Here is a 24,301-nt window from a genome sequence, read left to right as displayed (position 1 = left end):
GGACACACCCGCCTACGCCACCGCGGGCGGGGCGAACACGTTCACCAGGGTGCCGTCGGGGTCGCGGAACAGCATCGACCGGTTGCCCCACGGCATGGTGGTCGGCGTCAGCACGAACTCGGTGATGCGGTCGCGCAGCCGGGCGTATTCGGCGTCGACGTCGGCGACGCGGAACTCGACGATCGCCGGGCCGTTCCCGGCGGCGGCCCCGTCGAGGAAGGGCACCGTGGCGGTTCCGCCGATGGCCAGCGTCGCGCCCGGAGTGATGATCTCGGCGAACAGCGGTGTGTGACGCCGCGCGGTCAGCCCCGTGACGAGCTCGTAGAAGCCGGTGAGGCGGTCGACGTCGCTGGTGATGATGCGGATCGAAGCAAGGTTCATGCGGCCGACGCTAGAACCAATACCGGACAGCTTCCGCCCGGTATTGCGGGACAATGGCGAGCATGACCCGGCCCACCGCTCGCGTGCTCGGCCTGCTGGAGATCCTGCAGTCGGGCGGCACCCGGACCACCGCCGATCTGGCCGCGCGTCTCGGCGTCGACGAGCGGACCGTACGCCGCTACGTCGGGCACCTGATCGATCTGGAGGTGCCGGTCGAGCCGGTGCGCGGCCGCTACGGCGGTTACCGCCTCGCCCCCGGGTTCCGGATGCCGCCGCTGATGCTGACCGACGAGGAAGCCCTGGCCGTCCTGGTCGGTCTGGCCGCGGGCGGCGAGGACACCGCGGCTGGAAGCGCCGCCGCGAAGGTGCGCCGGGTGCTGCCCAAGGCCCTCAAGTCCCGGATGGAGGCGCTGTTCGAGACGACCGAGTTCACGGCGCCCGCCCGCGGGACCGTGCCGCCCGAGGCGTCCGTCCTGCTGCGACTGGCCGAGGCGGCCCGGGAACGGCATCCGGCGGTGATCGGCTACACCGACCGGCACGACCGGAGCAGCGAGCGGACCTTGCACCCGTACGGGATCGTGGCCCATCGCGGACGCTGGTATGTGACCGGCGCCGACTCCCGGTCGGGCGAGCTGCGCACGTTCCGTCTCGACCGGATCGCGTGGGTGCGGGTCACGGCCGAGACGTTCGCGGCGCCCGGCGATTTCGAACCGGCCGGCGCCGTGCTCGCCGGCCTGTCCGGCACGCCTTGGCGGCACCGGGTCGTCGTGCGGGTGCGGGGCGCGCAGGACGACGTACGGGAACGGCTGCCCGACGGCCTCGCGACCGTCGAGCCCGACACCGAGGACGGCTGGGTGGTGGTGCGGTTGCGGGCCGAGCGGCTCGACTGGGTGCCCGGGGTCCTCGGCGGCCTCGGGCTTCCCTTCGCCGTACGGGAGCCCGAGCGGCTGCGCGATCTGGTGCACGAATGGGCACGGCGGCTGGGTGCGGCCTGACCGCCGGCCTACGCTCCCGTGGATTTCTCAGGGCCTGTACACCAACGTCTGGTAAACAGCGTGGATGGTCTTCGAGTGGTCGGCGTCCGGCGCCGTCGTGGTCAACGGTGTCCGCCTCGGCTACCGGGAGGCCGGCGACCCGTCGGGCACCCCGATGCTGTTGGTGCACGGTAGCGGCAGCAGCTCCCGTACGTGGGACAGGTTCGCCGCCCGCCTGACCGCCGAGGGGCACCGGGCGATCGCCGTCGACCTGCGCGGGCACGCCACCAGCGCCCGCCCCGGGCAGTACGCCCTGACCAGCCTGCGCGACGACGTGCTCGGCCTGCTGGACGTGTTCGAGCTGCGCGACGCCGTCCTGATCGGCCACTCGGTCGGCGCCTACGCCGCGCTCGCCGCCGCCCTGCACGCCCCCGGCCGCATCGCCAAGCTGGTGCTGGAGGATCTGGCCGCCCCGCCGCGCCGGGCCCAGCCGGTCAAGGGCATCAATCCCCGGCAGGTGCTGGCCGCCGTGGCCGGCATCCTGACCGGCCGGCCGGACTACGACCTGCGGGCCCTGGCCGCCCTGCTGCGCCAGCTGACCCGCCCCGACGTCGCGTGGTGGTCGCAGCTCGGCCGGGTCACCCACCCCACCCTGATCCTCTCCGGCGGCCCCACCAGCTGCATCCCACCGGACCGCCTGGCCGAGGCGGCCGCGGCCATCCCCGGCGCCCGCCTGTCGACTATCCCGGTCGGCCACCGCGTGCACAGCCTGGCCCCCGACCAGTTCGCCACCGAGGTCCTGGCTTTCCTGACCGAGCCCGCCCTGGCCGCCTCCCACCCCCGGTGAGGCTGTGTCACGACTTCTAGCCGCGGCGCAGAATGGGATTTCGCAACACGATGCCCGCGCCCAAGCAGGCCAGCGCGACGAACAGCGGCAGTGACACGAACGTCATGATGCGCAAGGGCGCCGGCACGGACTCGGTCAACGCGAAGATCAAGGACAGCACCTCCGAGATGACCGCCATGCCGATGACCGCGGTCGAGGCCAGTGCGTAGGACGGCCCCAGGTGCAGATTCCTGTGCCAGCGGTTCTCGCCGCGCACCCAGCTTTCCCAGTGCAGCAGCGGCTCTGCGGGCAGGTCGGAGTCCGTCGGCCGGGTGACCGAAACGGGCGGCACGTACCAGGAGTTCACCTTCTTCTCCAGCTCCCACAGGAAGCGTGCGGCGCGGGCCATGCGCATCAGCTCACCCAGCCACACGAACCACATGAGATGAAGAAACAGGGGCGCCAGCGCGAGGATGGAGACGCGGATGCCGACGTCTTTCCACGTCGCCAGCAGGCCCGTGAAGATGGCGGCCGCGGCGGCCAGCGCGTAGGTCATCACGGTCTGCTGAGCGGCGATGGCCGCGGACATCTCCGTCTTCACAGCGGTGTACTCGTGTTTGGTCATCTCGAGCCGGACTGTGTCCGGAGGTGCCTGGGTTTGCGCCGGGCCGGGCGGTGGCGTCCGGCGCCACCATGGGTCGGCCGGGGCCCGTCGTGGCCTCGCGTTCGTCACCGCCTGGATGTTTCCCATCGCTGCGGCGGTTAACCCGCGGAGAGGGCCGCGGCCAGGGTCTCCGCCGGGTCGACGGCCGGGTCGTCGCGGATGACGGCGACGTCGAGACCGGCCTCGGCCAGGCGGGCCAGGCCGTGCGCGGCACCGGCCGGGTCGCCGGCGACCACCACCTCGTCGAGCAGTTCGTCGGTGACCAGGTCGGTGCGGGGCGAGCCGTTCAGCCAGCCGGCCCGGAACTCGGCGGCCGACGATGCGGAGACCCCGGCCGTACGGGTGATGAGGTGGTCGCCGTGCACGCCCAGGAACTGGGCCACCATCGGCCGCAGGCGGTCACGGGCCCGGGCCGGGTCGTTGTCGACGGCGATCCCCACGTAGGCCGACAGCTCCGATCCGGGTCCCACCCGCTCGCGCACCCAGCGCACGTAGCCGGGACCGGCCAGGATCGACAGCAGCAGACCGTCGGCCACCGCGCCGCCCCGCGTGATGGCCCGTGGCCCCTTGACGCCGAGCACGATCGGCGGGTCCGGCCGCACCGGCGTGAACGACAGCCGGGTGTCCACCGTGAAGAACTCGCCCTCGAACTTCACGGGCGAGCCGGTCAGCAACTGCCGGATGAGGCCGGTCGCCTCGAGGGTGCGGGCCAGCGGACGGTCGAACGGGATGCCCATCTTGTCGGTCATCCAGTGCGCGTTGCTGGTCCCCAGCCCGAGCACCGCCCGGCCCCCGCTCAGCTCGTCGAGGGTGGCGAACTCCATGGCCGTCAGCGCCGGATGCCGCGTCCACGGGTTGACCACGCCGAGGCCGATCCGGACCGATCGCGTACGGGCGGCAACCGCCCCGGCCAGAGCGAACGCGCCGCGTTCGAAGTAGTCCTCGGTGAGCCACACGTCATGGAACCCGGCCCGCTCGGCGGCGACCGCGGCCCGGACCGCCCCGGCCGAATCGCGATGCCCCGAGATCGAGAAGGCCAGCCTCATCGCAGCACCTTGTCCAGCGCCACGATCGTCGGCTCGATCACCGGCACCTCGTCGAGCCGGGCCGCGGTGGCGCCGACGTCCTTGAGCCCGGTCGACGTCCCGATGACCACCGCGGTCTGGTCGGGCCCGAGCCGGGCCTTGCGCAGCGCGACCACCGCGGTCACGCTCGACGCTTCCAGATAAACCCCGGAGGACGCGGCCAGCGACAGCTGAGCCGCCATGATCTCGTCGTTGTCGGGTGTCGCGATGGCCAGGCCGTTGCTGCCCCGCAGCGCGGCCAGACTCTGCTGGGTGCCGAACGGCGACGCGGTCGAGAACGCCACCGACGGCCGCACCGGCACCGGACCGGCGGTGTCCGCCCCGGTCGCGAGGGCCTGGGCCAGCGGCCCGAACGGCTCGGCGGCGATCAGCCGGGGCACCCGGGCGATCACCCCGAGGGCGACCAGGTCGGCGAAGCCGCGGGCGATGCCGGACAGCCCGTCCCCGTACGCGACCGGCACCACCACGACGTCGGGCGGCGACGGCAGCTGCTCGATCAGCTCATACGCGATGGTCTTGTAGCCGTCCACCCCGTACGGGTGGGAACCGGCGGGCGGATCCGCGTAGCCCGACATCGCCATCCAGCCGCGGGCCTTCACGAGCTCGCCCATCAGGTGCCAGCGGTCGGCCGGCCGGGGCAGAGCCACGACCTCGGCCCCGTACGCCTGCATGAGGGTCTTCATCGTGGTCGGCACCGACGCCAGGGTCAGCACGACGCAGCGCAGACCGGCGCGGGCGGCGTACGCGGCCACGGCCGCCCCGTGATTGCCCGTGCTGGCCACCACGACCGTTTCCGCGCCCACCTCGACCGCCTTGGTCGTCGCCACCGCGGCCAGCCGGTCCTTGTACGACCACGTCGGGTTGCGGCTCTCGTCCTTGACCCACACCCGCCGCAAGCCGAGGCTCTCGGCCAGGCGCGGCACCTCGACCGCGGGGGTGCCGCCCTCGCCCAGGCTGACCGGTGTGACGTCGGCGGCCAGCGGCAGCAGCCGGCGATAGCGGAAGATGCCCGGCCCGTCCCCGACCGGCACCCCGCGCAGCCCGGACAGGTCGTATTCGGGCAGGACGTTGGCGCCGACGCAGGCCGGGCAGCCGGCGCCGATCAGCGCCGGGGCCGGTTCCGGATAGACCGCGCCGCACCGGACACAGACCAGGTTCCCCGTGTACGCGCTCACGCCGGCACCACCAGCAGGTCCCGCTCGCCGGTGCACAGCATCTCGTACCCGTCCTCGGTGATCAGCACGGTGTCCTCGATCATCATGCCGCCCCAGCCCAGCTCGTAGTACGGCGTCTCGAAGCAGAACGTCATCCCGGCCCGCAGCGGCGTCTCCCCGCCCGGCGCGATGATCGGCGGCTCGTAGATGGACAGCCCGATGCCGTGCCCGCAATGCTGCCTGCGGTAGCGCGGCACCCCGGCGGCCGTCCCGTCGAGCCCGAGCCGGAACAGCTCTTCGGCCGTGATCCCGGGCCGGGCCGCGTCGAGCTGGGCCTGCTCGCCCGCGTGCACGGCGCCGTAGACGCGGCGCTGGCGCTCGTCCGGCTCGCCCAGCACGGCCGTGCGGCCGATGTCCGACCAGTAGCCGTCCACCACGCATCCGACGTCGAACCGCGCGGTCTCGCCCGGCTGCCAGGCCCGGTCGCTGGGCACCACGTCGGCCAGCGCGCTGCGTTCGCCGATGCAGGCCACCACGAACCGCGGGTCGGCGCCCCCGGCGCTCATGGTCGCCGCGATGACCGCGGCCAGTTCCCGTTCGGTGGTGCCCGGCCGGGCCTCGGCCAGCGCCGCCGCCACGGCCGCCTCGCACAGCCGGGCCGCGTACCGGAGCAGGTCGACCTCGCCCGGCAGCTTGATCATGCGGGCCTCGGTGGCGACGTCGGTCTCCGGCTCGCGGACGACGCGGGTGCCCGGCGGCAGCTGGCCCAGCGCCGTCCGCAGGGCGCTTTCCAGGTCGGGGTGACGGTCGGCCATCCGGGTCAGCGCCTCGTCGGGCGTCTGCGCCTCCACGTAGAAGCGGCCGAACGGCACCAGACGGTCGGCCGGGATCCCCGAGGCGGCGGCGGCCGGGGCGTCGGCGGCGGTGCAGATCAGCCACAGGTCGTCGCCGGTGACGACCGCGGCCATGCGATGGGTGCGGAACACCTGACCGGGCATGCTGCGGTAGCCGGTGGCGTACAGGACACTCTCGGGCTCGGTGAGGACGATCGCGTCGAACGGCGCGTCGGCCAGACCCTTGCGCAGCCGCGCCAGCCGTTCCGCGGCGAGGTCGCCGGTCATCGCGCGATCACCTCCTGCCCGAACTGGGCCATCATGTCGATCGTCTCGCCGACCGAATCGGCGGCGAACAGCAGCGCGGCCATCGTGTTCACCCCGGCTTCCCCGTACGCGGTGACCTGCTCGGCGATGTCCTGCGGGGTGCCGATCAGGTTGCGCGAGATGAGGTCGTCGACGCCCTGGTCCTTGAGGGTCGTCTTGGACAGCGACACGAGGTGGTGGAACAGCTGCGACGACTCGAACCGCCGCCACGCCTGCTCGCGGGTCGGCGCCACGCTCACGCAGACCTGCAGCGCCACCTCGAAGTCGCCGGTCAGCGCCCGTCCGTTCTGCTCCGCCTCGTCGCGGATCAGCCCCAGCCCGGCCGCGGCCTCGGCGGGGGACAGGCAGGCCGGCAGCCATCCGTCGGCCAGGCGCGCCGCCCTCGACCGGCTGCCGGGCGAGTTGCCACCCGAGAGAATCGGCAGCGGATCCTGTACGGGTTTCGGGTAGCTCTCCACGTCGTCGAAGTTCACCCACTTGCCCCGGTACGAGGCCCGCCGCTCGGTGAACAGCGCCCGCAGCCCGGCGATCGCCTCCTCGGCGTGCTCGCCCCGGTGCAGCGGCACGCCCGGCGCCATCGCCTGGAACTCCTCGCGGTAGGCCCCGATCCCGACGCCCAGCACCGCCCGGCCGTGCGACAGGTGGTCGAGCGTGGCCACCTGCTTGGCCGCGACCACGGGATTGCGGAACGGCAACACCATGATCGCGGTGGCCAGCCGTACGCGTTCGGTCACCGCGGCCACGTAGCTGAAGTAGGCGAACGGGTCGTAGTAGCGCGGCGGCGTGGAGAAACTGTCCCGCACGTAGCGCTGGGTGGTGAGGTGGTCGTTGCCCCACACCGACTCGAACCCGCTCAGCTCGGCCTTGACCGCCAGCTCGACGGCCTGGTCGATGTCGGCGTACGGGACGGAATACATCAGCCCCTCGGTGCCGGTCGGAACGCCCAGCCCGTACCGCATCAGGACCTCACCTTCCTCAGGGCGAGCCCGGCGATCGTGTAGAGCACGAACCCGCTGACCAGCCCCTCGATCGCGTTGACGAGCAGGAAGTCGCCGTAGTAGGCGAGCAGCGCGGCGGCGATCCAGCAGACCAGAGATTCCCACCGTACGGCGGGCAGGTTGTGCAGCGCCTCGGCCGCGTTGCGCTGCACCACCCAGAAGTGGGCGATCAGCAGGCCGGCGAACGGTGGCACCACGACCCCGATCACGGTGAGGAACTTGCCGAACTGGTCGGCCACCCCGAGGAACGCGATGGCCACCGCGATCACCACGGCGACGACGGTCCACACCGGCTTCTTCAGTTTCAGCTTGAGCAGGTTGGAGGCCGAGGTGAAGGCCAGCGAGGCCGAGTAGATGTTGTTGTCGGCCGTGTTCCACAGGGCCAGGAACAGCAGCACGGCCGCCGGGGCGAGCAGGCCCAGGCCCTGCATGACGACCACGAAGTTGCTGTTGCCGACCTTCATGGCCGAGACGGTGGCGATGATCTCGAAGATGCCGACGCCGACGACGAAGCTCAGCACGCACGAGATGACGACGTCGCGGGCCTTGATCGCGTACCGCTGGACGTCGGAGACGAGCGCCGCGCCGGTGACCCAGGTGGCGATGACCGAGCTGACCGCGGCCGAGAAACCGATCGCGGCGACCGGGCCGGCGTCGAACACCTCGCCGAACCCGCCGTCCAGGGTGCCGATCCGGTACAGCGCGAACAGGCCGATCGCCACCTGCACCGGCACGGCGATCATCGAGAACGTGTGCAGGCCCTTGAAGCCGAAGATCGCGGTGGTCAGGATGGCCGCCGCGAAGACGATGATGAACACCGACGACGGGATGGCCGGGATCAGCTTGTGGACCGCGCCGCCCCAGGTGTCCATGAGGACGCCGATGAAGCCCATGGCGACGATGCCGAGCACGATCGAGACGAGCACCGAACCGGCCCGGCCGAACACCGCCCGCGACGCGAGATAGCTGGTCAGGCCGGTGCGGAAGCCGATGATGCCGATCAGCGAGGCGACCACGGCCAGCACCACGTTGCCCAGGCCGATGGCCAGCATGCCCTCGCCGAACGTGGTGCCGGCGCCGACCACCCCGCCGACCAGGAAGCTGCTGACGCTGATGTTCCAGCCGACCTGCACCACGATCAGCTGCAGGAGAGGCTTGCGCCGGGCGGCCGGCACCGGTTCGAGAGCATGGTCGTCCATGGTCCCGGCGAGATCACCCTCGACGGCTCGGGCCGCGCGTTCGTCGGTCGTCATCGTTGTCTCCTTGATCCCCCAGGCTGGTCGCGCTTAGCGATTCACCACATACTCTGGGAGGGCGGGTGTCGAGACTACCCAGGCGAGGCGGAAGAACGAGGAGTACTTCTTGTGGATATCCCACAACGGGCACACACTCTTCTCAGCCGTGTTACCGACTTGGCGCAAGTGCTGGTCTCCGATGTTTGGCGGCAGTTACCGGGCTATGACGAGGACCGCATGGACCTCGCCGACCTGGCCGGCACGATCACCCCCAACATCCGTACGCTGCTGTTCTGTGTGGCCGAACGCCGGCTGCCGGCCGGGCCCGAGCTGGTCACCGCGGCCGCCCTGGGCGAGCGCCGGGCCATCCAGGGCGTGCCCATCGAGGCCGTCGTGACGTCGTGGCACCGGGCCGAGCGTGAGGTCTTCTCGTGGCTGGCGACCGTGGACGCGCCGCTGACCCCCGACGAGCACCGGCAGGCCACCCGCGATCTGGCCGCCGCCGTCGACCTGATGACCTCGGCGTCCACCGAGGCCTACCGCCGGGCCCGGACGGAAGTGGCCGCCCACCTCGAGCAGATGGCGACCGACCTGGTGTCCCGGCTGACCGGCGGCGAACTGCTCGACCCGCAGGTGATCGAGGAACGGGCCAAGCTGATCGGCGTGGCCGTCCAGGGCGAACACCGGGCCTTGGCCGTACGGGGGTCGCAGCTGCTGCCGCGGGCCCAGCGGGTGGTCCTCGACGCGCTGCGCCCGCTGCTGCACAGCCGCACGGTGGTCGGCACCCGCGACGACGTGGCGGTGATCGTCACGCCCGAGGTGCCCGGCCTGATCGCGGCGCTGAGCCGGGTCACCCTCGGCGGCCTGCTCATCGGGGTGGGGCTGCCGCGTCCCCGGTTCGGTGAGGTGGCCGGGTCGTGCCGCGAGGCGATGGCGGCGGCCGAGGCCGGACGGCGTACGGGCCGCGCCGGGGTGGTCGAGTTCGCCGCCGTCGCGGCCGACGTTCTGCTGCTGGAGAATCCGCTCGACGCCCGGCAGGTGGTGCAGAGCGCGCTCGGCCCGATCCTCGGCAAGGCGCCCCTGGTCGAGACCCTGCGCGTCTATCTGCACAGCGGCCTGTCGACCCGGGCCACCGCGGTCGCGCTGCGGCTGCACGAAAACACGGTGACCTACCGGCTGCGCCAGATCACCGACGCGCTCGAGGTCGGGGGGCCGGCGGCGCTGGTGCGGGCCGACATCCTGATGGCCCTGCGCTACCGCGAGCTCTCCTGATCGCGGGGCGTCACCGTGGCCCGGCCGTGGGCGATCACGATCGGCGGTGGGCGGCGCCGGCGGCGGGCCCGGCGGCTCAGCAGCCAGGTGACGAGCAGGCCCAGCCCGACGACGGCGACGGCGGCCACGGCGGCGACGGTCAGCATGCGGCCGGGCCCGCCGGGTTCCGGGCGTGGGGCCGCGGCGGGCACGGGCACCTCGGCCGCCAGGGTCAGGTCGGGCGTGGTCACCTGCAGCGGCACCTCGGCCGGGCGGCCGGCCGGGGTGGGGAAGCGCACGAGGTAGCGGCCGCGCAGCGTGGTCTCGACCTGGTCGAGCGCGGGCACGACCGCCGGGTTGCCCGCCGGGGCGAAGAATCCGCCGGTCGCCTCGGCCGCGGCCGACCAGTACGGGCTGGCGCCGGCCGTGGTCGCCACGACCAGGATGATCCCGGCCCGGCGGAACCGTTCGGCCAGGTCCCCGGCCGGGGGGCCGCCCGCGTCGGCCGCGCCCGTGTAGACGACGGCCAGCTTGCGGCCCGCCGGCACGTCGGGGAACTGGCTTGCGGCCAGTTCGAGGGCGGCGGCGGTGTCGCGCGTGCCGTGCGGTTGGACGCCGCCGAGGGCGGCCACGACGCCGGTCGGATCCTGCTGGGGCGGGGCTAGCACGGCGGCCGGGGCCGAATCGCCGACCACGGTGGCCCACGTGCCGGGCGGGGCCTCGAGAATGAACCGGGCGCCGGCGCTGAGCCAGGCCGGGGCCGAGACCGCGCCGGTGGCCGAGGTGTCGACCACGATCGTGACGGCCAGGCCCGCGGACATGAGCGGGACGATCGCGGCCGGTCGGCGTACGCCCCCGGTCGTGATCTGGGCCGACGGGGAACCGGGGCGGCTGCTCGCGCTCAGATCGACGACAACCGTGGTCTGCTCGTCGCCGCCGAGCACCGCCTCCACCGGCAGCGGCACCGTCCCGGCCGGAGCCGCGCCGGCCGGGCCCGCGACGCCCAGCGTCAGCAGCGCCGCGGCCCCGGCGGTGAGGGCCCCGACGGCCCGGTCACGCCGCGTCGGCGTACGCGATGACGTTGTCACGGTAGCTTCCGCGGGTCTGGTCGAAGCTGCCGCCACAGGTGACCAGGCGCAGCGTGGGGTCGAGGGAGGGCGCGTAGACGAGGTCGGTCGGGAAGCGGGTCTTGGCCACCCGCGACACCTTGCTGATCGTGAAGGTGGCGGTGCTGCCGTCGGCCCGGCCGACCTCGACGACCGTGCCCGCCTTGGCCTTGTGCAGATCGAGGAAGACGCCGGGCCCGTCGTGCGAGTCGACGTGCCCGAGGATCACCGCCGGGCCGTCCTGGCCGGGGCGCGGCCCGCCGTCGAACCAGCCGGCCACCGACACGCTCGCCGGCACCTCGACCGCGCCGTCCTTCTGCAGACCGAGGTCGACGATGCTGGTGTCGATGCGCAGCGCCGGGATGCGCAGGCGCACGGGTCGCGCCACGGTCTCGTATGTGGTGCTCGACTCGAAGCTTTCGGCCGGGTTGGCCGCGGCGGCGCTTTCGGCCGGGTTCTCCAACCCGGCCGACGGCGCCGGGCTGCTCCGGCCGGGACCGCACGCGGCCAGCAGCGCGAGCGCCGTCACGGCGGCCAGTCTGCGCATGTCAGAAGTGTTCCACGGTGCCGGCCATCCCGCCGAAACCGGTTTGCGCGCCTCCCTTGGGGAGCCGGGCCGCCACCGCGCCGCCGAACGCGTCGGCCAGCGTACGGGCGAGATGGAACATGTGGTCGTACGTGTCGTAGGCGATGGTGTGGGCCTTCGGATAGTCCTTGGCCGCGTACGCGTCGGCGTGCTGCAGCAGCATCCGGTCGTGCTCGGCCAGCGCCGCCGTCATGGTCGCCGGGGTGGCCCGCCCGCTGGTCGCGTCGGACAGGAACTTGCCCATGCGCTGCTGGAAGCCGGTCAGCCGGTCGCGCGCGGCCTTCTGCTTGGCCTCGTCCCGGCCCGCGGTCGCCGCCGCGTACGACACCAGCGCCTCAACGTGCGCGCCCCACAGCGTCTGGAACTGCCGGGCCGCCGTCCCGCCGAACAGCGTGTCCATGGCCGCGGCGATGTCGCTGGTGTTGGCGTTGAGCGACTGGCCGGCCGCGCTGAAGTCAGGAGTGCGGGTGACCGCGGCCCGGGTCGCGTCCTCGATCAGCACGGCGTGCTCGGCCAGCAGCTTGCCCAGTTGCGAGCGCAGCCGCCAGACCGGTTCCTCCAGCACCGCGGTGTCCGCCGGCGGCAGCAGCGCCTTGGCCAGGCCGAGCCCCAGGTCGTAGGTGTGCTGGAAACCGAGACGGGACAGCTCGTCGGACTTGGCCCAGCTGCCCGCCGCGTACGCGTCGGCCTGCCCGGTCAGATGCTCGATGTGCGTCACCACGAGGCTGCGCGCGGTGGACAGCGGCAGCCGGCCCTGCGACGCGCCGGAGAAGAACGCGGCCAGTGCGCCCTCGAACTCGGTCAGCTGCGTCCGGGCGGTCGCCTTGGCCTGGTCGTCGTGGTCGGCCAGCGCGCCCGCATAACCGAACAGCGCGACGACGTGCCGCGACCACAGGGGACGGAACTTCCCGGCCGTCGCGTCGCCGAACAGCTGACCGACCAGGTTGGTCATGTCGGTCGTGTTCTGCCCGAGCGAGGCGTTCGCGGCCTGCGCGAAGTCGTCGTCGCCGCGCACCCGGCTGCGCATCATGTTCGAGGCGAGCACCGAATGCTGCCCGAGCAGCGCCTCGAACTGCACGGCCAGATCGGCCGGCGTGCTCTCTGCGGGAGCGTGAGCCGCGCCCGCCACCATGTGGCCGACCGTCACGGTTTCCGGCGTTGCGGTCGCCCGCACCGCCGCCACGGTGGCCGCTGTCGCGGTGACCACGGCGACCGCCGCGATCCGGTATCCGAGTGTCCGCATGCGTCTCGCCTTCGCAGGTTTTGTTACGCCCGCCGACCCTACGCCCGGCATCGACACCGGTCGACTCCTCCGGACGGCCGGGTCGCGCGTCCACATGTCCGATGGTGATCGGCTGTTCAACCGCGTTGTCACCAGCATGTGCGGGGTACCTTCAAGGGGTGCTGGCGGGCACTGCGAAGGGCAGGGGCGGCGGATGACGGCTGCGGGCGACCTCATCGCCGGGCGCTGGCGCGTGCTGGGCCCGTTGGCCAAGGGCGGGCTCGGGCATGTCTGGCTGGCGGCCGACGAGCGTACGGGCCGCACGGTGGCGTTGAAGAAGTGCGGCCTGCCCAAGACGCTGACCCCCGAGAAGCGTTCCCTCGTACGCGTTTGGGTCCCTCGCGAGGCCCGCGCGTTCGCCCGCATCCATCACCCGAACGTGATCCGCACCCTCGACGTGCTGCTCGACGGTGACGCCCCGTGGATCGTCATGGAGTACGTGCCGTCTCGCTCGCTGCTCGACCTGATCCTCGCCGAGGGCCCGATGCCGCCCGCCCGCGTGGCCGCGATCGGTCTCGACCTGCTGGCCGCCTTGACCGCGGCCTGGGAGGCCGACGTGCTGCACCTGGACGTCAAACCGTCCAACGTGCTGATCGCCCAGGACGGCCGCGCCGTGCTGACCGACTTCGGCCCCGCCGGCAGCAAGCCCGGCGTGGCCGCCCTGGCCGCCGCCGACGTCATCCTCGGCTCCCCGAAATACGTGGCCCCCGAACGCCTCTTCGACTTGATAACTGACGAACGCTGCGACCTGTGGTCCCTGGGCGCCACCCTCTACCACGCCGTGGAGGGCCGCACCCCGTTCACCCGCGACACCACCGACGACGCCCTGCACGCGGCCGACGCCGGCACCCCCGACCCGTTCACGTTGGCCGGCCCCCTGGAACCGGTGCTGGCCGGCTTGATGCGCCGTGACCCCGCCTACCGCATGACCGCCGCCGAGGCCCGCCGCCACCTGCGCCGCACAGCCCCCACCCCGCGCCGCACCACCCTCTTGACCGCCGGCACCGCGGTAGTCGCGGCCGCAGCCCTCACGGTCGCCGGCGTAGCCTTCGCCGCCCAGCCCACCACCCCGACGCCCCCACCTCCGACGCCCCCCGCAACCGCCCACCCCAGCCCACCCACACTCCCACCCGGCTTCCTCTGGTGGACCGAGCCGTCCGGCGACTACCGCATAGCAATGCCCAAGACTTGGCACCCGTCCTTCCGCGGCGCCCACTTGACCTGCACAGCCCCCGACGGCAAAACAGCGATGGGCGTATCCGAATGGACAGCCCCAGGCGACCCGGTCGCAGCCCTGACCGCCCTGGAGACCAAAACAACCCACCCCCATTACCGCCGTCTGAGAATCGCCACCACCCCAGGCGCCGCCATCTGGGAGTACACATACGACGACCCGGCAGCCGGCCGCTTGCGGGCGCTACGCCAGATCGTCCGGTTGGGCTCCCGCGCCTACGCCGTGGACTGGAGAGCCCCCGCCCCCAACTGGTCCAAAGCCCTACCCACCCTCCTGACCGTCCTCCCCACGCTGACCCCCGCCCCCGCCAGGTAGAGCACGGCTCCCTGCCGGCTCCAGAAACTCCAGCGAGTGCCGCCCAGGCGCGCTGAGGCCGGGTGACGACCCCTCCGGCCGCACCCTCACGCCGTGCGGGCTGCCCACCCCTGCGAAAGCACCCAGCCGACCAGGGCCCAGACAACAAACCAAATCCCATCCAAAATCAACGCCAATCGGCATGCCGAACGCACCCGGAAAACCCAGGCGACCCGTGGAGCACACCACCGCCGCTGATCCAATCTGACTCAGCCATCGCAAGGTCGCTTTTCGGCCGCGACCACAGCATGATGAGTTGCACAGACCCGGCGGCCAATTACGGCATCGAGTGTCACCGTAACCAAGGTCAGACAGCAACCAAAGAAATCATTAAAGCCCACCGTGCGCAAGCATCACTCCAAGCATGACCCATCAAAAAGCCAACCCGTCCCACGCCCCGCCACCCGAGCCAAGGCACCCATCCGCCACTCTCCCAAAAATGCGAATCGTGCACGGTGTCCGGGTCCATTCGACCGTCGATGGAATCGTAGGAAAAGTGGTACAACTCCTGATCAAGGACACCTAATGACCTTGACTGCGGACAGCGCCGGGGATACTTCCACGGTTGCCGAGAAGAAGACTCCAGCGTCTACGCATCCCGATGTGGACGCCGACTCGGTCGGCCGAGCAGTCCTGCGACGGCCGAACTCATCGCAAGGTTCGCGATAAGCGGCCCCGAGGACGCTGGTCTCCGCGCGCGGCGGCGGTGGACCGGGGCTGTCTTGCCAACGTCCGTGGCGAGGCCGGGCAGCTAAGCGCCACTGTTTGCCGCCGAGCTGTGGTGCCCCGCAACGACGTGATGGCCGCCGACCCGCTGCCGGTCAACGACCATGCCGGCTCCGATCTGGTGGCCGCCGACCCGCTGCCGGTCAACGACCATGCCGGCTCCGATCTGGTGGCCGCCGACCCGCTGCCGGTCAACGACCATGCCGGGCCCGACCTGGTGGCCGACGACCCCGCTCCAGGTGTCGTGGCGTGCTGCCGAAACTATGCCGACCTGGGCCCGGCATCCACCTCGCGACTGCGGTGGCCCGGGGCTGAAGGCGGCACCGCTGGCGTGTGGCGAAGCTGTCGGGTCGGCCAGGCCGAGGACGTGGACGCCGGTGTTCGCTGCAGCGTCTTGCTGTCTGCAAACGGTTGCCTGCCGCGGGTTTGTGATGGGTGCAGCCAAGCGTGTGAGCGCCGGTGTTGTGGCTGGGCGGCACTGAAGGCTTGGAGGCCGCTGACTGTCGCGGGGTCGGGTTTGGTGCACCGAGCATGAGGGCCTTGACCCCGGATCTTGGGTGCGGCCGACGCCAGCGTAGGGGGCGCGAGTGCCACTGTGTAACCGCGACGTCTTGGTAAGCGCGGTTGAAGGCTCGGAACTCAGGTTCTGGCGGACCGGCCTGATGGGTCAGTGCCGTCGTGTGCCCGGGGTCGTGGTGCGCCAAGCTGGAGTCATAGGACCCGGTATCTGTCGCGGGGTTGCGGTGGACCCGGCTGACCTCAACAGCACCGGTGCCTGTGGCCGAGTTGTGGCCGGCCCGGCTCAGAGCGTGGACATGGGTCTTCGACGCGGGATTTTCGCTGGCTGAACCCGGCGGCGTGGATGTCTTTGTCGGGACCGTGGCGGTCGGATCTGAGGGCGTGACCGCCGCCGTGTGCCAAGGGGCCGTGGTGAACGCTGCTGAAGGCGTGGTCGCCGGTGTCTGCCGCCGGGTTGTGGCGTCCTGGGCTGAAGGCGTGGAGATCGGTGCCTTTCGCGGCGCCGTGGTTGACGGTGCTGAAGGCGTGGTCGCCGGTGTCTGCCGCCGGGTTGTGGCGTCCCGGGCTGAAGGCGTGGAGATCGGTGCCTTTCGCGGCGCCGTGGTTGACGGTGCTGAAGGCGTGACCGCCGGTGTCTGCCGCCGGACTGCGGCGTCCTCGACTGAAGGCGTGGAGACCGATGCCCTTCGCGGAGTCGTGGCGGGTCGGATGGGGGATGTGGGCGCGGGTGGTTGGCGCGGAGTCGTGGCGGGTCGGATGGGGGATGTGGGCGCGGGTGGTTGGCGCGGAGTCGTGGCGGGTCGGATGGGGGATGTGGGCGCCGGTGTTTGCCGCGGAATCGCGGTCGGTCGGGCTGGGGTCGTGGGTGCCGGCGCCTGGCGCGGGATTCCCGTCGGACGAGTTGGAGCCGTGGACGGCGGCACCCGCATCGGACCTGCAGCCGACTGCACCGCAACGGACGGTGACGTCCGTCGCGAGGCAGCCGTCAACGGACTCGCGCCCCCTGGCCGCGACACCCGCCCCGGCGCTGGACTGGTCGGGTGGCCGGTATCGTCGCGCCCCGCAGGCCTGGTCAGGTCGGGCCCTCGCACCCGGCTCAGCTTCTCGGCATGACGGCGTTTCAATCCCCACGCGCGCTGACGTTCATGCTCGCGCCGGAATGCGTCATTGCCCGGCGAATAATTGCGCGCCGCAGTCCGATCCCGCATCGCAGCAATATCGGCGCGGCCAAACAATGACAACTGGCGGTTCATGCACAGATTATCTCGTAGCCCAAATGCCCAATGTCAGTATTCGATCATGCCATTCGCGATGCATCGTGAGATGGCGACCGCGTCAGATGTTACTGTAACTTTTTGCACGAAACCCAAGAATGTAGCTCGCTCCGTCCGCTTCCAAATCGAGTCTGAGGCAAAGTGGCCTACACTATCTTGATGACCTCTTTCACCGCGGGCTCAGGCGCGACCAATTTCCGAAGGGTGTCCGGTAAAGGCAATGCTCGTTCTTCGGGCGACGCACCAAAGGGTTGTCCTCTTGTTCAATGACCGATGACGCACGGGTCAGGCTGTGGCCCTTCGTCACGACCGAAGCAGCCGCAAACCTCCGGAACGCGATATCTTGCCCGCCCGGCGGGGAGGTGCGTGGACCATGCGCCTCGAGTTCGCTCGCAGCTCGATTGGCACGTGCCGAGCTGAGGGCGCCCCACAGCAGGTGCCAAGCGGAAGGCGTGCCACAGCAGGTGCCGAGCGGAAGGGGTGCCACAGCAGGTGCCAACCAGAAGGCATGCCACAGCCCGAGGGAGGAGTGCCACAGCATGCGCGGAGCGGAGGGCGCGCCACAGCGGGTGCCGAGGCGAAGGCGCGCCACGGCCCGAGGCGAAGGCGCGCCACGGCCCGAGGCGAAGGCGCGCCACAGCATGCGCGGAGCGGAAGGCGCGCCCCACCAGAGTGGCTCTCGGTCGGTGCGCCGCGCGTTCGGCACCCGTCGTCATGAACGCGTCATGCCGCAAAGGTGAGCCGCGCCGGTGCGCTTGGGTTCGGCGCGCAACCTTCAGGAAAGACTGCGCGCGAGCGTTGCTGATGAGCGTGCTGCGGGGAAGGGCGCGCCCGCACCAGCGCGCCCTCAACCGCTATGCCGCAAGTTCGGGCGGCTCCTAATCGACTCGCACTGCCGGTAAACGTCGCTGCAACCAGCGTGGTCCCCACCAAGCGCGTTCGCCCAGCAACCTCATCACGGCCGGCACGATCAGGCAGCGGATCACCAGGGCGTCCAGCAGGACTGCGGTGGCCATGCCCAGGCCCATCATCTGCAGCATGCGGTCGGGGCTCAGGACGAAGGCCCCGAATACCACGATCATGATGGCCGCGGCGGCGGTGATGACGCTTCCGGTGGTGGCCAGGCCCTCGCGTACGGCGTGGGTCGCGTCTCGGGTCTTGGTCCATTCCTCGTGCATTCTCGAGACCAGGAAGACCTCGTAGTCCATCGACAAGCCGAACACGATGGCGAAGATGATGACGGGGACGAAGGCTTCGATCGGGCCCGGTTCGGCCCACAGCCAGCCGTTCTGGAAGACCAGCACCATCACGCCGAGCGAGGCGCCGATCGACAGCAGGTTGAGGATTGCCGCCTTGATCGCGATGGCCACCGAGCGGAAGACCAGCAGGAGCAGCAGGGCGGACAAGCCGACGACGGCCCCGACGAAGAGCGGGAAGCGGCGGTCGACGGCCTCGGCGAAGTCCACGGTGGCCGCGGTCGGGCCGCCGACCAGCACCCCGTCCGGCAGATCGTCGCGCAGGGCCCGAACCAGGTCGGCGGTCTCGGCGGCCTGCGGTGACGTGGCGGGGAAAGCCAGGCTGGTCAGGAGCTGCCCGTCCTCCGACGGCCGTGGGGGAGTGGCGTCCGTGACGCCGGCGTAACGGCCCAATACCTCGTACGCCGTCTGGGCCTTGGTCTCGTCGCCGTTGGGAGTCACCACGATCAGCGGGCCGTTGGCGCCCGGCCCGAACGACGAGGCGATCAGGTCGTACGCCTGCCGGGTCGTGCTCGACGACGGGTCGTTGCCCTCGTCGGCCAGGCCGAGCCGCATGCCCAGCGCCGGGGCGCACAACGCGGCCAGGGCGGCCACCGCGACGAGCAGGGCGGGCACCGGGCGGCGCTGCACGAGGGTGGCCCACGAACGCCAGCGACGGCCGGGTTCCCGTCCGCGGCGCTCATTGCGGGCTGCGTGTTTGCGGATGCTTCGCTCAATCCGCCGGCCGAAGATGGTCAGCAGTGACGGCAGCAGAGTTAGCGAGGCGAGCATCGTCACGAGCACGGTCAGGGTGACGCTCAGGGCCACCCCTTCGAGCGAGCCCAGCCCGAGCGTGTAGAGGCCGAGCAGCGCGATCACGACGGTGGCGCCGGCGAACAGAACCGAGCGCCCGGCGGTGTCCAGGGCGATCCGGACGGCCACGTCGCGAGGGGCGCCGGCGAGCAACTCCGAGCGGTATCGCGCAAAAACGAGCAACGAGTAGTCGATGCCGACGCCCAGCCCGACCAGGATCAGCATCGGTGCCGTGTAGTCGGGGATCGTCATCACATGCGAGGCCAGCCCGACCAGGCCGAACGTGGTGCCCACGGCGAAGATCGCGGTGATCAGCGGCAGCGAGGCGGCGAGCAGCGAGCCGAACAGGAACAGCAGGATGACCAGCGCGGCCAGCATTCCCGCGCCCTCGCTCGGGCCGCCGCCACCCTCCTCGACCTCGCGGATGGCGTCGCCGGACAGTTCGACGCGCAGTCCGTCCCGGTCGTGCGCGAGCGCGGCGTCCATGATTGCGCGTTTGTCGGCGGCTGGGATGTAGCCCGCCGCGTCGTCGAGCATCACGGTGGCCCGTCCGACCGTGCCGTCCGCGGAGATTCCCCCCGTACGGGGATCGGGTGGTTGAACTGACGCCACATGAGCGAGGCCGCGCAGGTCGGCCAGCAGCGCGTCGACTCGGGCCTGCTGCGCCTCGATGCCGCCGGCCGACTGCACGACCACGGTCACGCTGTCGCCCTGCTGCTGGGGGCTGTGTTGCGCGTACGCGTCGAGCAGTTGTTCCGATTCGGTGCCGGGCAGCGAGAAATCGTTGCGGTAGTCGCTGCCCGCCACCGTGGAGCCGCCGATGATCGCGGCCAGCGCCACGACCCACAGCGCGATGGCGGCCCAGTGGTGACGTTGCGACCAGCTCGCGAGCCGGGTCATCCGGGTGTGGCGCTCCCCGTGCGGCGCGGTGGGCGGTGACTCGGTGGTGGTCAACGGAAGGCTCCCTACATGTTGTCTGCCTACGTGTAGACAGCCAACGTATAGCGCGATTGTGTAGGCTGTCTACATGAAAGCCGACGCGCTCCGTGGTCACCTCGACGCGCTGATCCTCGCGACCGTCGAAAATCAGCCGCTGCACGGATACGCGATCATCGAGGCGCTGGCCGCCCGCAGCGGTGGCGAGCTCGACCTGCCCACCGGCACGGTCTATCCGGCCCTGCGGCGTCTGGAGGCGGCCGGATATCTGCGCAGCGACTGGTCGGACGACTCGGGCCGGCGCCGGCGGACCTACACGTTGTCGCGTTCCGGCCACAAACGCCTGGCCGCCGCGCGCGACGAATGGGACCATTTCTCGCGCGTGGTCGGCGTCGTGCTGAAGCCGTCTTAGGGGTGATACCCGATGTGGCCGGCGGCCGCCGTCGGCAAGATGGCCGGGTGACCTACCTCGCGGAGCTCGAGGCCGCCCTCGTCGGACCACGGCGGGTCAAGCGCGACCTGATGCAGGAGGCCGCCGACCACCTCGAGGACGCGACCGAGGCGCTGATCAAGGCAGGCTGCACCGCCGGCGAGGCCCGGGCGCGCGCGGAGGCCGACTTCGGGCCGGTCGACCAGGTCGCCGCGGCGTATCAGACCACCCTCGCCGTGGCCTCCTCCCGCCGTACGGCATGGATCTTGACCGCCGCTCTGGTGTTTCAGCCCTTCCTGTGGGACAAGGGCGTCCGGCTGGTCGACGTGGCGTCGCACGGGCCGATGCTGAACGACTCGCGGTGGCTGGCATTCCTCGACAAGGCGATCGAAACCGGCGGCGCCGTCATGATCGCCGGGGCGGTCCTCGGCGTGCTCGCGACCGGCATCGGAAACCGCTGGCTGCACGCCGGCCGCTCCATCGCCCGCGCCACCGCCACGTTCACCCTCGTCTCGTCGCTCCTCCTGCCGCTCATGGCCGCGAGCCTGAGCCTCGGGAGCGGCCTCGGTCCCGAGCTGTGGCTCTTCATCGCGGTGCTGCTGGTGATGCCTCTGGGCGCGGCCTCGGTCAGTGCGTGGCGCACCCTGGCCGCTGTGTGACGTGCCCGGCTCCTGCTCGCCTTCCGGGCGGGGCTTGCTGGCCTTGTCTGGCGTGCGATCCAGCTCCTCCCGGGTTGCGGCGGGGCTTGCTGGCCTTGTGTGACGTGCGATCCCGCTCGCCTCCCAGGTCGAGACGGGGCTTGCTCGCTCTGTGTGACGTGCTCGGCCCTGCCGCTCTCCGGGAGGCGGCGACGTTCGCTGCCCCCTGTGAGACGTGCGACTGGTTCGTCTTCCGGCCGGGAAGCGGGCTTGCGAAACCTCTCGGATATAGAGATGCTAGGAAGCCTAGCTATCCGCCGCCGCGTCGGTCGACGGCTCGAGCGTCCGCGAAGGAGTCGTCCATGTCCGCGCCCGGCCGTGACGAACCCTGCCGCGAACATGTGCGGCGTTATCTGGAAGCACCTTTCCTCGCCGACCTGGCCCGCGCGCGTCTGGGAGACCAGCTCTTCGGCGAGGATCTCTGGCCGGATGTCGTCACGGACGGCGTCCCGTGGTCGCTGCGCCAGGCCCTGGAGCACTGGGTCACGCAGGACTCGACCCCGGACGAGGAGATCGCCGACTTCATCGGCTGGCCGGTGCCGAAAGTGCGCGAGTACCGCTGAGCCGACGCGCGTTTCTGGCCGAACTCAGCCGCTCATCGGCCGACGGCCGACTGGGGCACCCACTACCCGGTAGCCGGCTCAGCCGCTCACTGGCCGGCGCCAGGTTCAGCCGCTCATTAGCTCGGCCGACTCAGCCGCTCACTGGCCGGCGCCCGGCTCAGTCGCTCATTGGTTCGGCCGGTTAGCCGCTCACTGGCGGGCGCCCGGCTCAGCCGCTCATTAGCCGACGGCCGGCTCAGCCGCTCACTGTCCGGCGGCCGACTCGGGCACTCACTGTCCGGCGGCCGGTTCGCTCGGCTCGGCCGTCGTAGCCGGGCGCTGGGCCCGGGCCGGATCGAGGGACGGTCCGGTGGCGAGCAGGCTGACGATCTCGCTCGGCACCGCCACCGGCTTCGCCTTGCCGTACCCCAGCCTGGCCAGCAGACCCGGATTGGCCAGCGGAAACATCGTGCCCGTGTCGGTGACGATGCCGATCGTGCCCAGCTGCGACGACTCCGGGTTGGCCAGCGAACCGACCACGGCCCCGCCCCCGCGCGGCACATACACGACGTCGGCGCGCACCTGCCCCTGCACGGTCGACTGCGGAATGGCGGTGCCGTCCGGGATGTCCGGATCGATCCGCACCCCGTCGCGCGCCGGATCACGGATCGGCAGCGTGACGCACGCGCGCTGCGGGGTGCCGTCGGCCAGCACCGGAACAGTCACGGGCAGCGCCCCGGGCTGACCCGCGTCGGTGATGCGGGCCTGCGACGGCCGCAGGTCGACGAAGTTGTTCACCGGCACCGCGTCCCGGGCCCCCGGCACCGCCTGCAGCAGTTTGGCTTGGAACGGCGTCACCGCCGCGACCCCGTCGGAAAGCAGCACCGCGAACTGCGTCTTACCCACATCGGTGATCACCTGACCGATTTCGAGCCCCGGCACCGGCGAGCGGCCGTTCCGATTGGGCAGCTGCGGCGCCACCAGATCGGGCCCGCTCGGAATCGCGTTGATCCACGCCGTCGTGACCGGCCAGGGCGTCTGCGCGTTGTAGCCGAGCGAACGCAGAACGCGCAGCTCCGCCCCCGGCGGGATGCTGAACTTGCGGTTCCCGTCGACCAGCGACACCCGGCCGTTCGGCTCGCTGACCAGCAACGCCTCCCGTTTGGCAGTGGCCAGACGACCGCCGCCCGGCGTGGTCCCGACGAGCACAGTCGACCGCAGACCCGCGTCCGCGCGCTGCGTGCACACCGACCACGAGCCGGTGAGCAGCGCCGACTTCTCCGGCAGCGAGTCGGGCGCCCCCGGAATCCCCAGCGTCGCCCCCAGCGGCACAGCGGACAATTTGCGCGCCGAGATGCCCTTGACCGACGCCGGTGACCCCTCCGCGAGCAGCAGTCCCGAGCTGTAGTTGAGCACCGGATGCAGCCGGCTGTCCGCTTTCGAATACACGAACTGCGCGCCCGTGCCCTTCTCCTGCAGGATCACACGCGAGTCCCGCGGATCCGTATTGCCGTTCCCGGTCAACAGGCCATAAATCGCCGTGGCCCCCACCGCCAGCGACGCGATCAGCAAACTGACCAGCGCCGTCATCCCCGCCCGCCGCATCGGCGACCGCGCCGGATCCGGATCCCGGCTGACCAGCGCCGCCACCACCCGCTGCATCGCATACTGATACGAGTGAAGCTGATCCTGACGCGTGGGCATGGCTTCACTGTAGAGGCCCCCCTCGATACCCCGCCGCCTCTCCACACCCAAGATCAAAGGCGGACGGCCACCGTACGCGTAGTGGCCCGACCCAACCGCACCAACCAGGCCCCCAAGCTCCCTCGCGACCTGCGAAATCACCACGGCCGTAGCGCGAGCTCCGGCCGTGGTGCCCGCGCGAGCACGACGCGCTCACCCGTCCCACGCCACAGGGAAACTCGGCCGTCATCCCGCTCGCGCCGGCGTGGCCGGGCGGCCACACGCAGGTGCGGCCCAACTGACACGCCGCAGAGGCGCTGATCACCGGGACCGGTTGGTCGCACTCTGGGCCCGTACGCTGTCGGAGGCCGGAACGGGAAGAGGAGCAGACGTGGCAGCTGACAACGACGCGAAGCTGGCGGTGCTCATCGACGCCGACAACGCGCAATCGCGCATCATCGAGGCGCTGCTGGCCGAGATCGCCAAGTACGGCACCGCGCACGTCAAACGGGCGTACGGGGATTGGACCGGCCCGAATCTCAAGGGCTGGAAGGACGAGCTGCTCGCGCAGTCGATCCAGCCGATGCAGCAGTTCGCGTACACGAATCGCAAGAACTCGACCGACTCCGCGATGATCATTGACGCCATGGATCTGCTCTACACGGGCCGGTTCGACGGGTTCTGCATCCTGTCCAGCGACAGCGACTTCACCCGGCTGGCGTCGCGCATCCGCGAGTCCGGACTGACCGTTTACGGCTTCGGCGAACGCAAAACGCCAAAATCGTTCGTCGCCGCGTGCGACAAGTTCATCTACACCGAAAACCTGACCGGCCCCACCGCGCCCGAGCCGGTGCAGCTGACCGCGGCCGAGCAACTGCGCAACAACTCGGCCCTGGTCAACCAGGTCCGCAACGCCGTCGAGGCCGCATCCGACGACGACGGCTGGGCGACGCTCGCGCACGTCGGGCAGATCCTGACCAACCAGAGCCCCGACTTCGATTCGCGCACGTACGGCTACAGCAAACTGAGCGACCTGATCGGCGCGATCACCCTGTTCGAGCTGGAGCGGCGCGACATCGGTCAGGGCAAGAAAGCCGTTTTCCAGGTACGCGACAAGCGCCGCCGGACAAAGAAGGACGCGTAAGGCTGTCACAG

General features: G+C 71.1%; 22 protein-coding genes. 10 read left to right on the top strand and 12 right to left on the bottom strand.

The features are described 5' to 3' along the window. Positions 1-12 precede the first annotated feature (12 nt). Positions 13-381 (bottom strand): VOC family protein, encoded by a 369-nt coding sequence (locus ACZ3I4_RS32395; RefSeq protein WP_465385849.1) that lies wholly within the window; start codon positions 379-381, stop codon positions 13-15. A gap of 62 nt (positions 382-443) precedes the next feature. Here ACZ3I4_RS32395 and ACZ3I4_RS32390 point away from each other — a divergent pair, with 62 nt between their 5' ends. Together ACZ3I4_RS32390 and ACZ3I4_RS32385 are read left to right on the top strand one after the other, a co-directional pair. Continuing rightward, a complete protein-coding gene (locus tag ACZ3I4_RS32390) occupies positions 444-1,376 on the top strand; it encodes a helix-turn-helix transcriptional regulator (RefSeq protein ID WP_465385848.1) in 933 nt (310 codons plus the stop codon). A gap of 64 nt (positions 1,377-1,440) precedes the next feature. Then, the gene (locus ACZ3I4_RS32385; protein WP_465385847.1) at positions 1,441-2,202 is read left to right on the top strand and encodes an alpha/beta fold hydrolase; all 762 of its coding nucleotides are present in this window, start codon (positions 1,441-1,443) and stop codon (positions 2,200-2,202) included. 16 nt (positions 2,203-2,218) lie between these two features. Here ACZ3I4_RS32385 and ACZ3I4_RS32380 read toward each other — a convergent pair whose 3' ends face one another. The 6 genes from ACZ3I4_RS32380 to ACZ3I4_RS32355 all read right to left on the bottom strand — a co-directional run bounded on the left by ACZ3I4_RS32380 (position 2,219) and on the right by ACZ3I4_RS32355 (position 8,495). Continuing rightward, positions 2,219-2,770, bottom strand: a complete 552-nt coding sequence (locus tag ACZ3I4_RS32380) for a hypothetical protein (RefSeq protein WP_465385846.1) — start codon at positions 2,768-2,770, stop codon at positions 2,219-2,221. A gap of 173 nt (positions 2,771-2,943) precedes the next feature. After that, positions 2,944-3,891 carry an LLM class flavin-dependent oxidoreductase gene (locus tag ACZ3I4_RS32375; protein ID WP_465385845.1) on the bottom strand — a complete coding sequence of 316 codons (948 nt, stop codon included), beginning with the start codon at positions 3,889-3,891 and terminating at the stop codon, positions 2,944-2,946. Continuing rightward, complete coding sequence (locus ACZ3I4_RS32370; RefSeq protein ID WP_465385844.1) at positions 3,888-5,105, bottom strand: threonine synthase; 1,218 nt, start codon at positions 5,103-5,105, stop codon at positions 3,888-3,890. The genes ACZ3I4_RS32375 and ACZ3I4_RS32370 overlap by 4 nt, the downstream gene beginning before the upstream one ends. After that, positions 5,102-6,205 (bottom strand): M24 family metallopeptidase, encoded by a 1,104-nt coding sequence (locus tag ACZ3I4_RS32365; RefSeq protein WP_465385843.1) that lies wholly within the window; start codon positions 6,203-6,205, stop codon positions 5,102-5,104. Before ACZ3I4_RS32365 ends, ACZ3I4_RS32370 begins: the two co-directional genes overlap by 4 nt. Continuing rightward, positions 6,202-7,203 (bottom strand): TIGR03619 family F420-dependent LLM class oxidoreductase, encoded by a 1,002-nt coding sequence (locus ACZ3I4_RS32360; RefSeq protein WP_465385842.1) that lies wholly within the window; start codon positions 7,201-7,203, stop codon positions 6,202-6,204. The genes ACZ3I4_RS32365 and ACZ3I4_RS32360 overlap by 4 nt, the downstream gene beginning before the upstream one ends. Continuing rightward, positions 7,203-8,495 carry a cytosine permease gene (locus tag ACZ3I4_RS32355; RefSeq protein ID WP_465385841.1) on the bottom strand — a complete coding sequence of 431 codons (1,293 nt, stop codon included), beginning with the start codon at positions 8,493-8,495 and terminating at the stop codon, positions 7,203-7,205. The genes ACZ3I4_RS32360 and ACZ3I4_RS32355 overlap by 1 nt, the downstream gene beginning before the upstream one ends. Here ACZ3I4_RS32355 and ACZ3I4_RS32350 point away from each other — a divergent pair. After that, on the top strand, positions 8,430-9,749 hold the full coding sequence (locus ACZ3I4_RS32350; protein WP_465385840.1) for a PucR family transcriptional regulator: 1,320 nt from the start codon (positions 8,430-8,432) through the stop codon (positions 9,747-9,749). The genes ACZ3I4_RS32355 and ACZ3I4_RS32350 overlap by 66 nt on opposite strands. Here the strand turns inward: ACZ3I4_RS32350 and ACZ3I4_RS32345 are convergent. The 3 genes from ACZ3I4_RS32345 to ACZ3I4_RS32335 are packed head-to-tail and all read right to left on the bottom strand — an operon-like array spanning position 9,731 to position 12,663. Continuing rightward, the gene (locus ACZ3I4_RS32345) at positions 9,731-10,816 is read right to left on the bottom strand and encodes a vWA domain-containing protein (protein WP_465385839.1); all 1,086 of its coding nucleotides are present in this window, start codon (positions 10,814-10,816) and stop codon (positions 9,731-9,733) included. The genes ACZ3I4_RS32350 and ACZ3I4_RS32345 overlap by 19 nt on opposite strands. Beyond that, positions 10,782-11,381, bottom strand: a complete 600-nt coding sequence (locus ACZ3I4_RS32340) for a class F sortase (protein WP_465385838.1) — start codon at positions 11,379-11,381, stop codon at positions 10,782-10,784. Before ACZ3I4_RS32340 ends, ACZ3I4_RS32345 begins: the two co-directional genes overlap by 35 nt. Position 11,382: 1 nt before the next feature. Continuing rightward, positions 11,383-12,663, bottom strand: a complete 1,281-nt coding sequence (locus ACZ3I4_RS32335) for a hypothetical protein (protein WP_465385837.1) — start codon at positions 12,661-12,663, stop codon at positions 11,383-11,385. A gap of 193 nt (positions 12,664-12,856) precedes the next feature. On the opposite strand from ACZ3I4_RS32335, the gene ACZ3I4_RS32330 reads away from it, so the two are divergent. From ACZ3I4_RS32330 to ACZ3I4_RS32320, 3 genes are all read left to right on the top strand, one after another. Beyond that, positions 12,857-14,251 carry a serine/threonine-protein kinase gene (locus tag ACZ3I4_RS32330; protein ID WP_465385836.1) on the top strand — a complete coding sequence of 465 codons (1,395 nt, stop codon included), beginning with the start codon at positions 12,857-12,859 and terminating at the stop codon, positions 14,249-14,251. Between the two features lie 820 nt (positions 14,252-15,071). Continuing rightward, complete coding sequence (locus tag ACZ3I4_RS32325; protein WP_465385835.1) at positions 15,072-15,551, top strand: hypothetical protein; 480 nt, start codon at positions 15,072-15,074, stop codon at positions 15,549-15,551. Positions 15,552-16,575: 1,024 nt separating this feature from the next. Next, positions 16,576-16,773 (top strand): hypothetical protein, encoded by a 198-nt coding sequence (locus ACZ3I4_RS32320; RefSeq protein WP_465385834.1) that lies wholly within the window; start codon positions 16,576-16,578, stop codon positions 16,771-16,773. A 914-nt stretch (positions 16,774-17,687) separates the two neighbouring features. On the opposite strand, the gene ACZ3I4_RS32315 is transcribed toward ACZ3I4_RS32320, so the two are convergent. After that, entirely contained in the window at positions 17,688-19,811 is a 2,124-nt protein-coding gene (locus ACZ3I4_RS32315) for an MMPL family transporter (RefSeq protein ID WP_465385833.1), read from the bottom strand. Between the two features lie 73 nt (positions 19,812-19,884). Between ACZ3I4_RS32315 and ACZ3I4_RS32310 the strand changes: the two genes are divergently transcribed. From ACZ3I4_RS32310 to ACZ3I4_RS32300, 3 genes are all read left to right on the top strand, one after another. Further along, positions 19,885-20,205, top strand: coding sequence for a PadR family transcriptional regulator (locus tag ACZ3I4_RS32310; RefSeq protein ID WP_465385832.1), 321 nt, complete (start codon positions 19,885-19,887; stop codon positions 20,203-20,205). A gap of 47 nt (positions 20,206-20,252) precedes the next feature. Further along, positions 20,253-20,882, top strand: coding sequence for a permease prefix domain 1-containing protein (locus tag ACZ3I4_RS32305; protein ID WP_465385831.1), 630 nt, complete (start codon positions 20,253-20,255; stop codon positions 20,880-20,882). Between the two features lie 341 nt (positions 20,883-21,223). After that, positions 21,224-21,484, top strand: a complete 261-nt coding sequence (locus ACZ3I4_RS32300) for a hypothetical protein (RefSeq protein WP_465385830.1) — start codon at positions 21,224-21,226, stop codon at positions 21,482-21,484. Between the two features lie 270 nt (positions 21,485-21,754). Here the strand turns inward: ACZ3I4_RS32300 and eccB are convergent, their stop codons facing one another. Next, a complete protein-coding gene (gene eccB, locus ACZ3I4_RS32295; RefSeq protein ID WP_465385829.1) occupies positions 21,755-23,167 on the bottom strand; it encodes a type VII secretion protein EccB in 1,413 nt (470 codons plus the stop codon). A 370-nt stretch (positions 23,168-23,537) separates the two neighbouring features. Here eccB and ACZ3I4_RS32290 point away from each other — a divergent pair, with 370 nt between their 5' ends. Then, positions 23,538-24,290, top strand: a complete 753-nt coding sequence (locus ACZ3I4_RS32290) for an NYN domain-containing protein (protein ID WP_465385828.1) — start codon at positions 23,538-23,540, stop codon at positions 24,288-24,290. The last annotated feature ends 11 nt before the right edge of the window (positions 24,291-24,301 follow it).

The organism is Actinoplanes sp. NPDC021490, from assembly GCF_055562135.1.
This window is presented reverse-complemented; position numbering and strand designations above follow the sequence as displayed.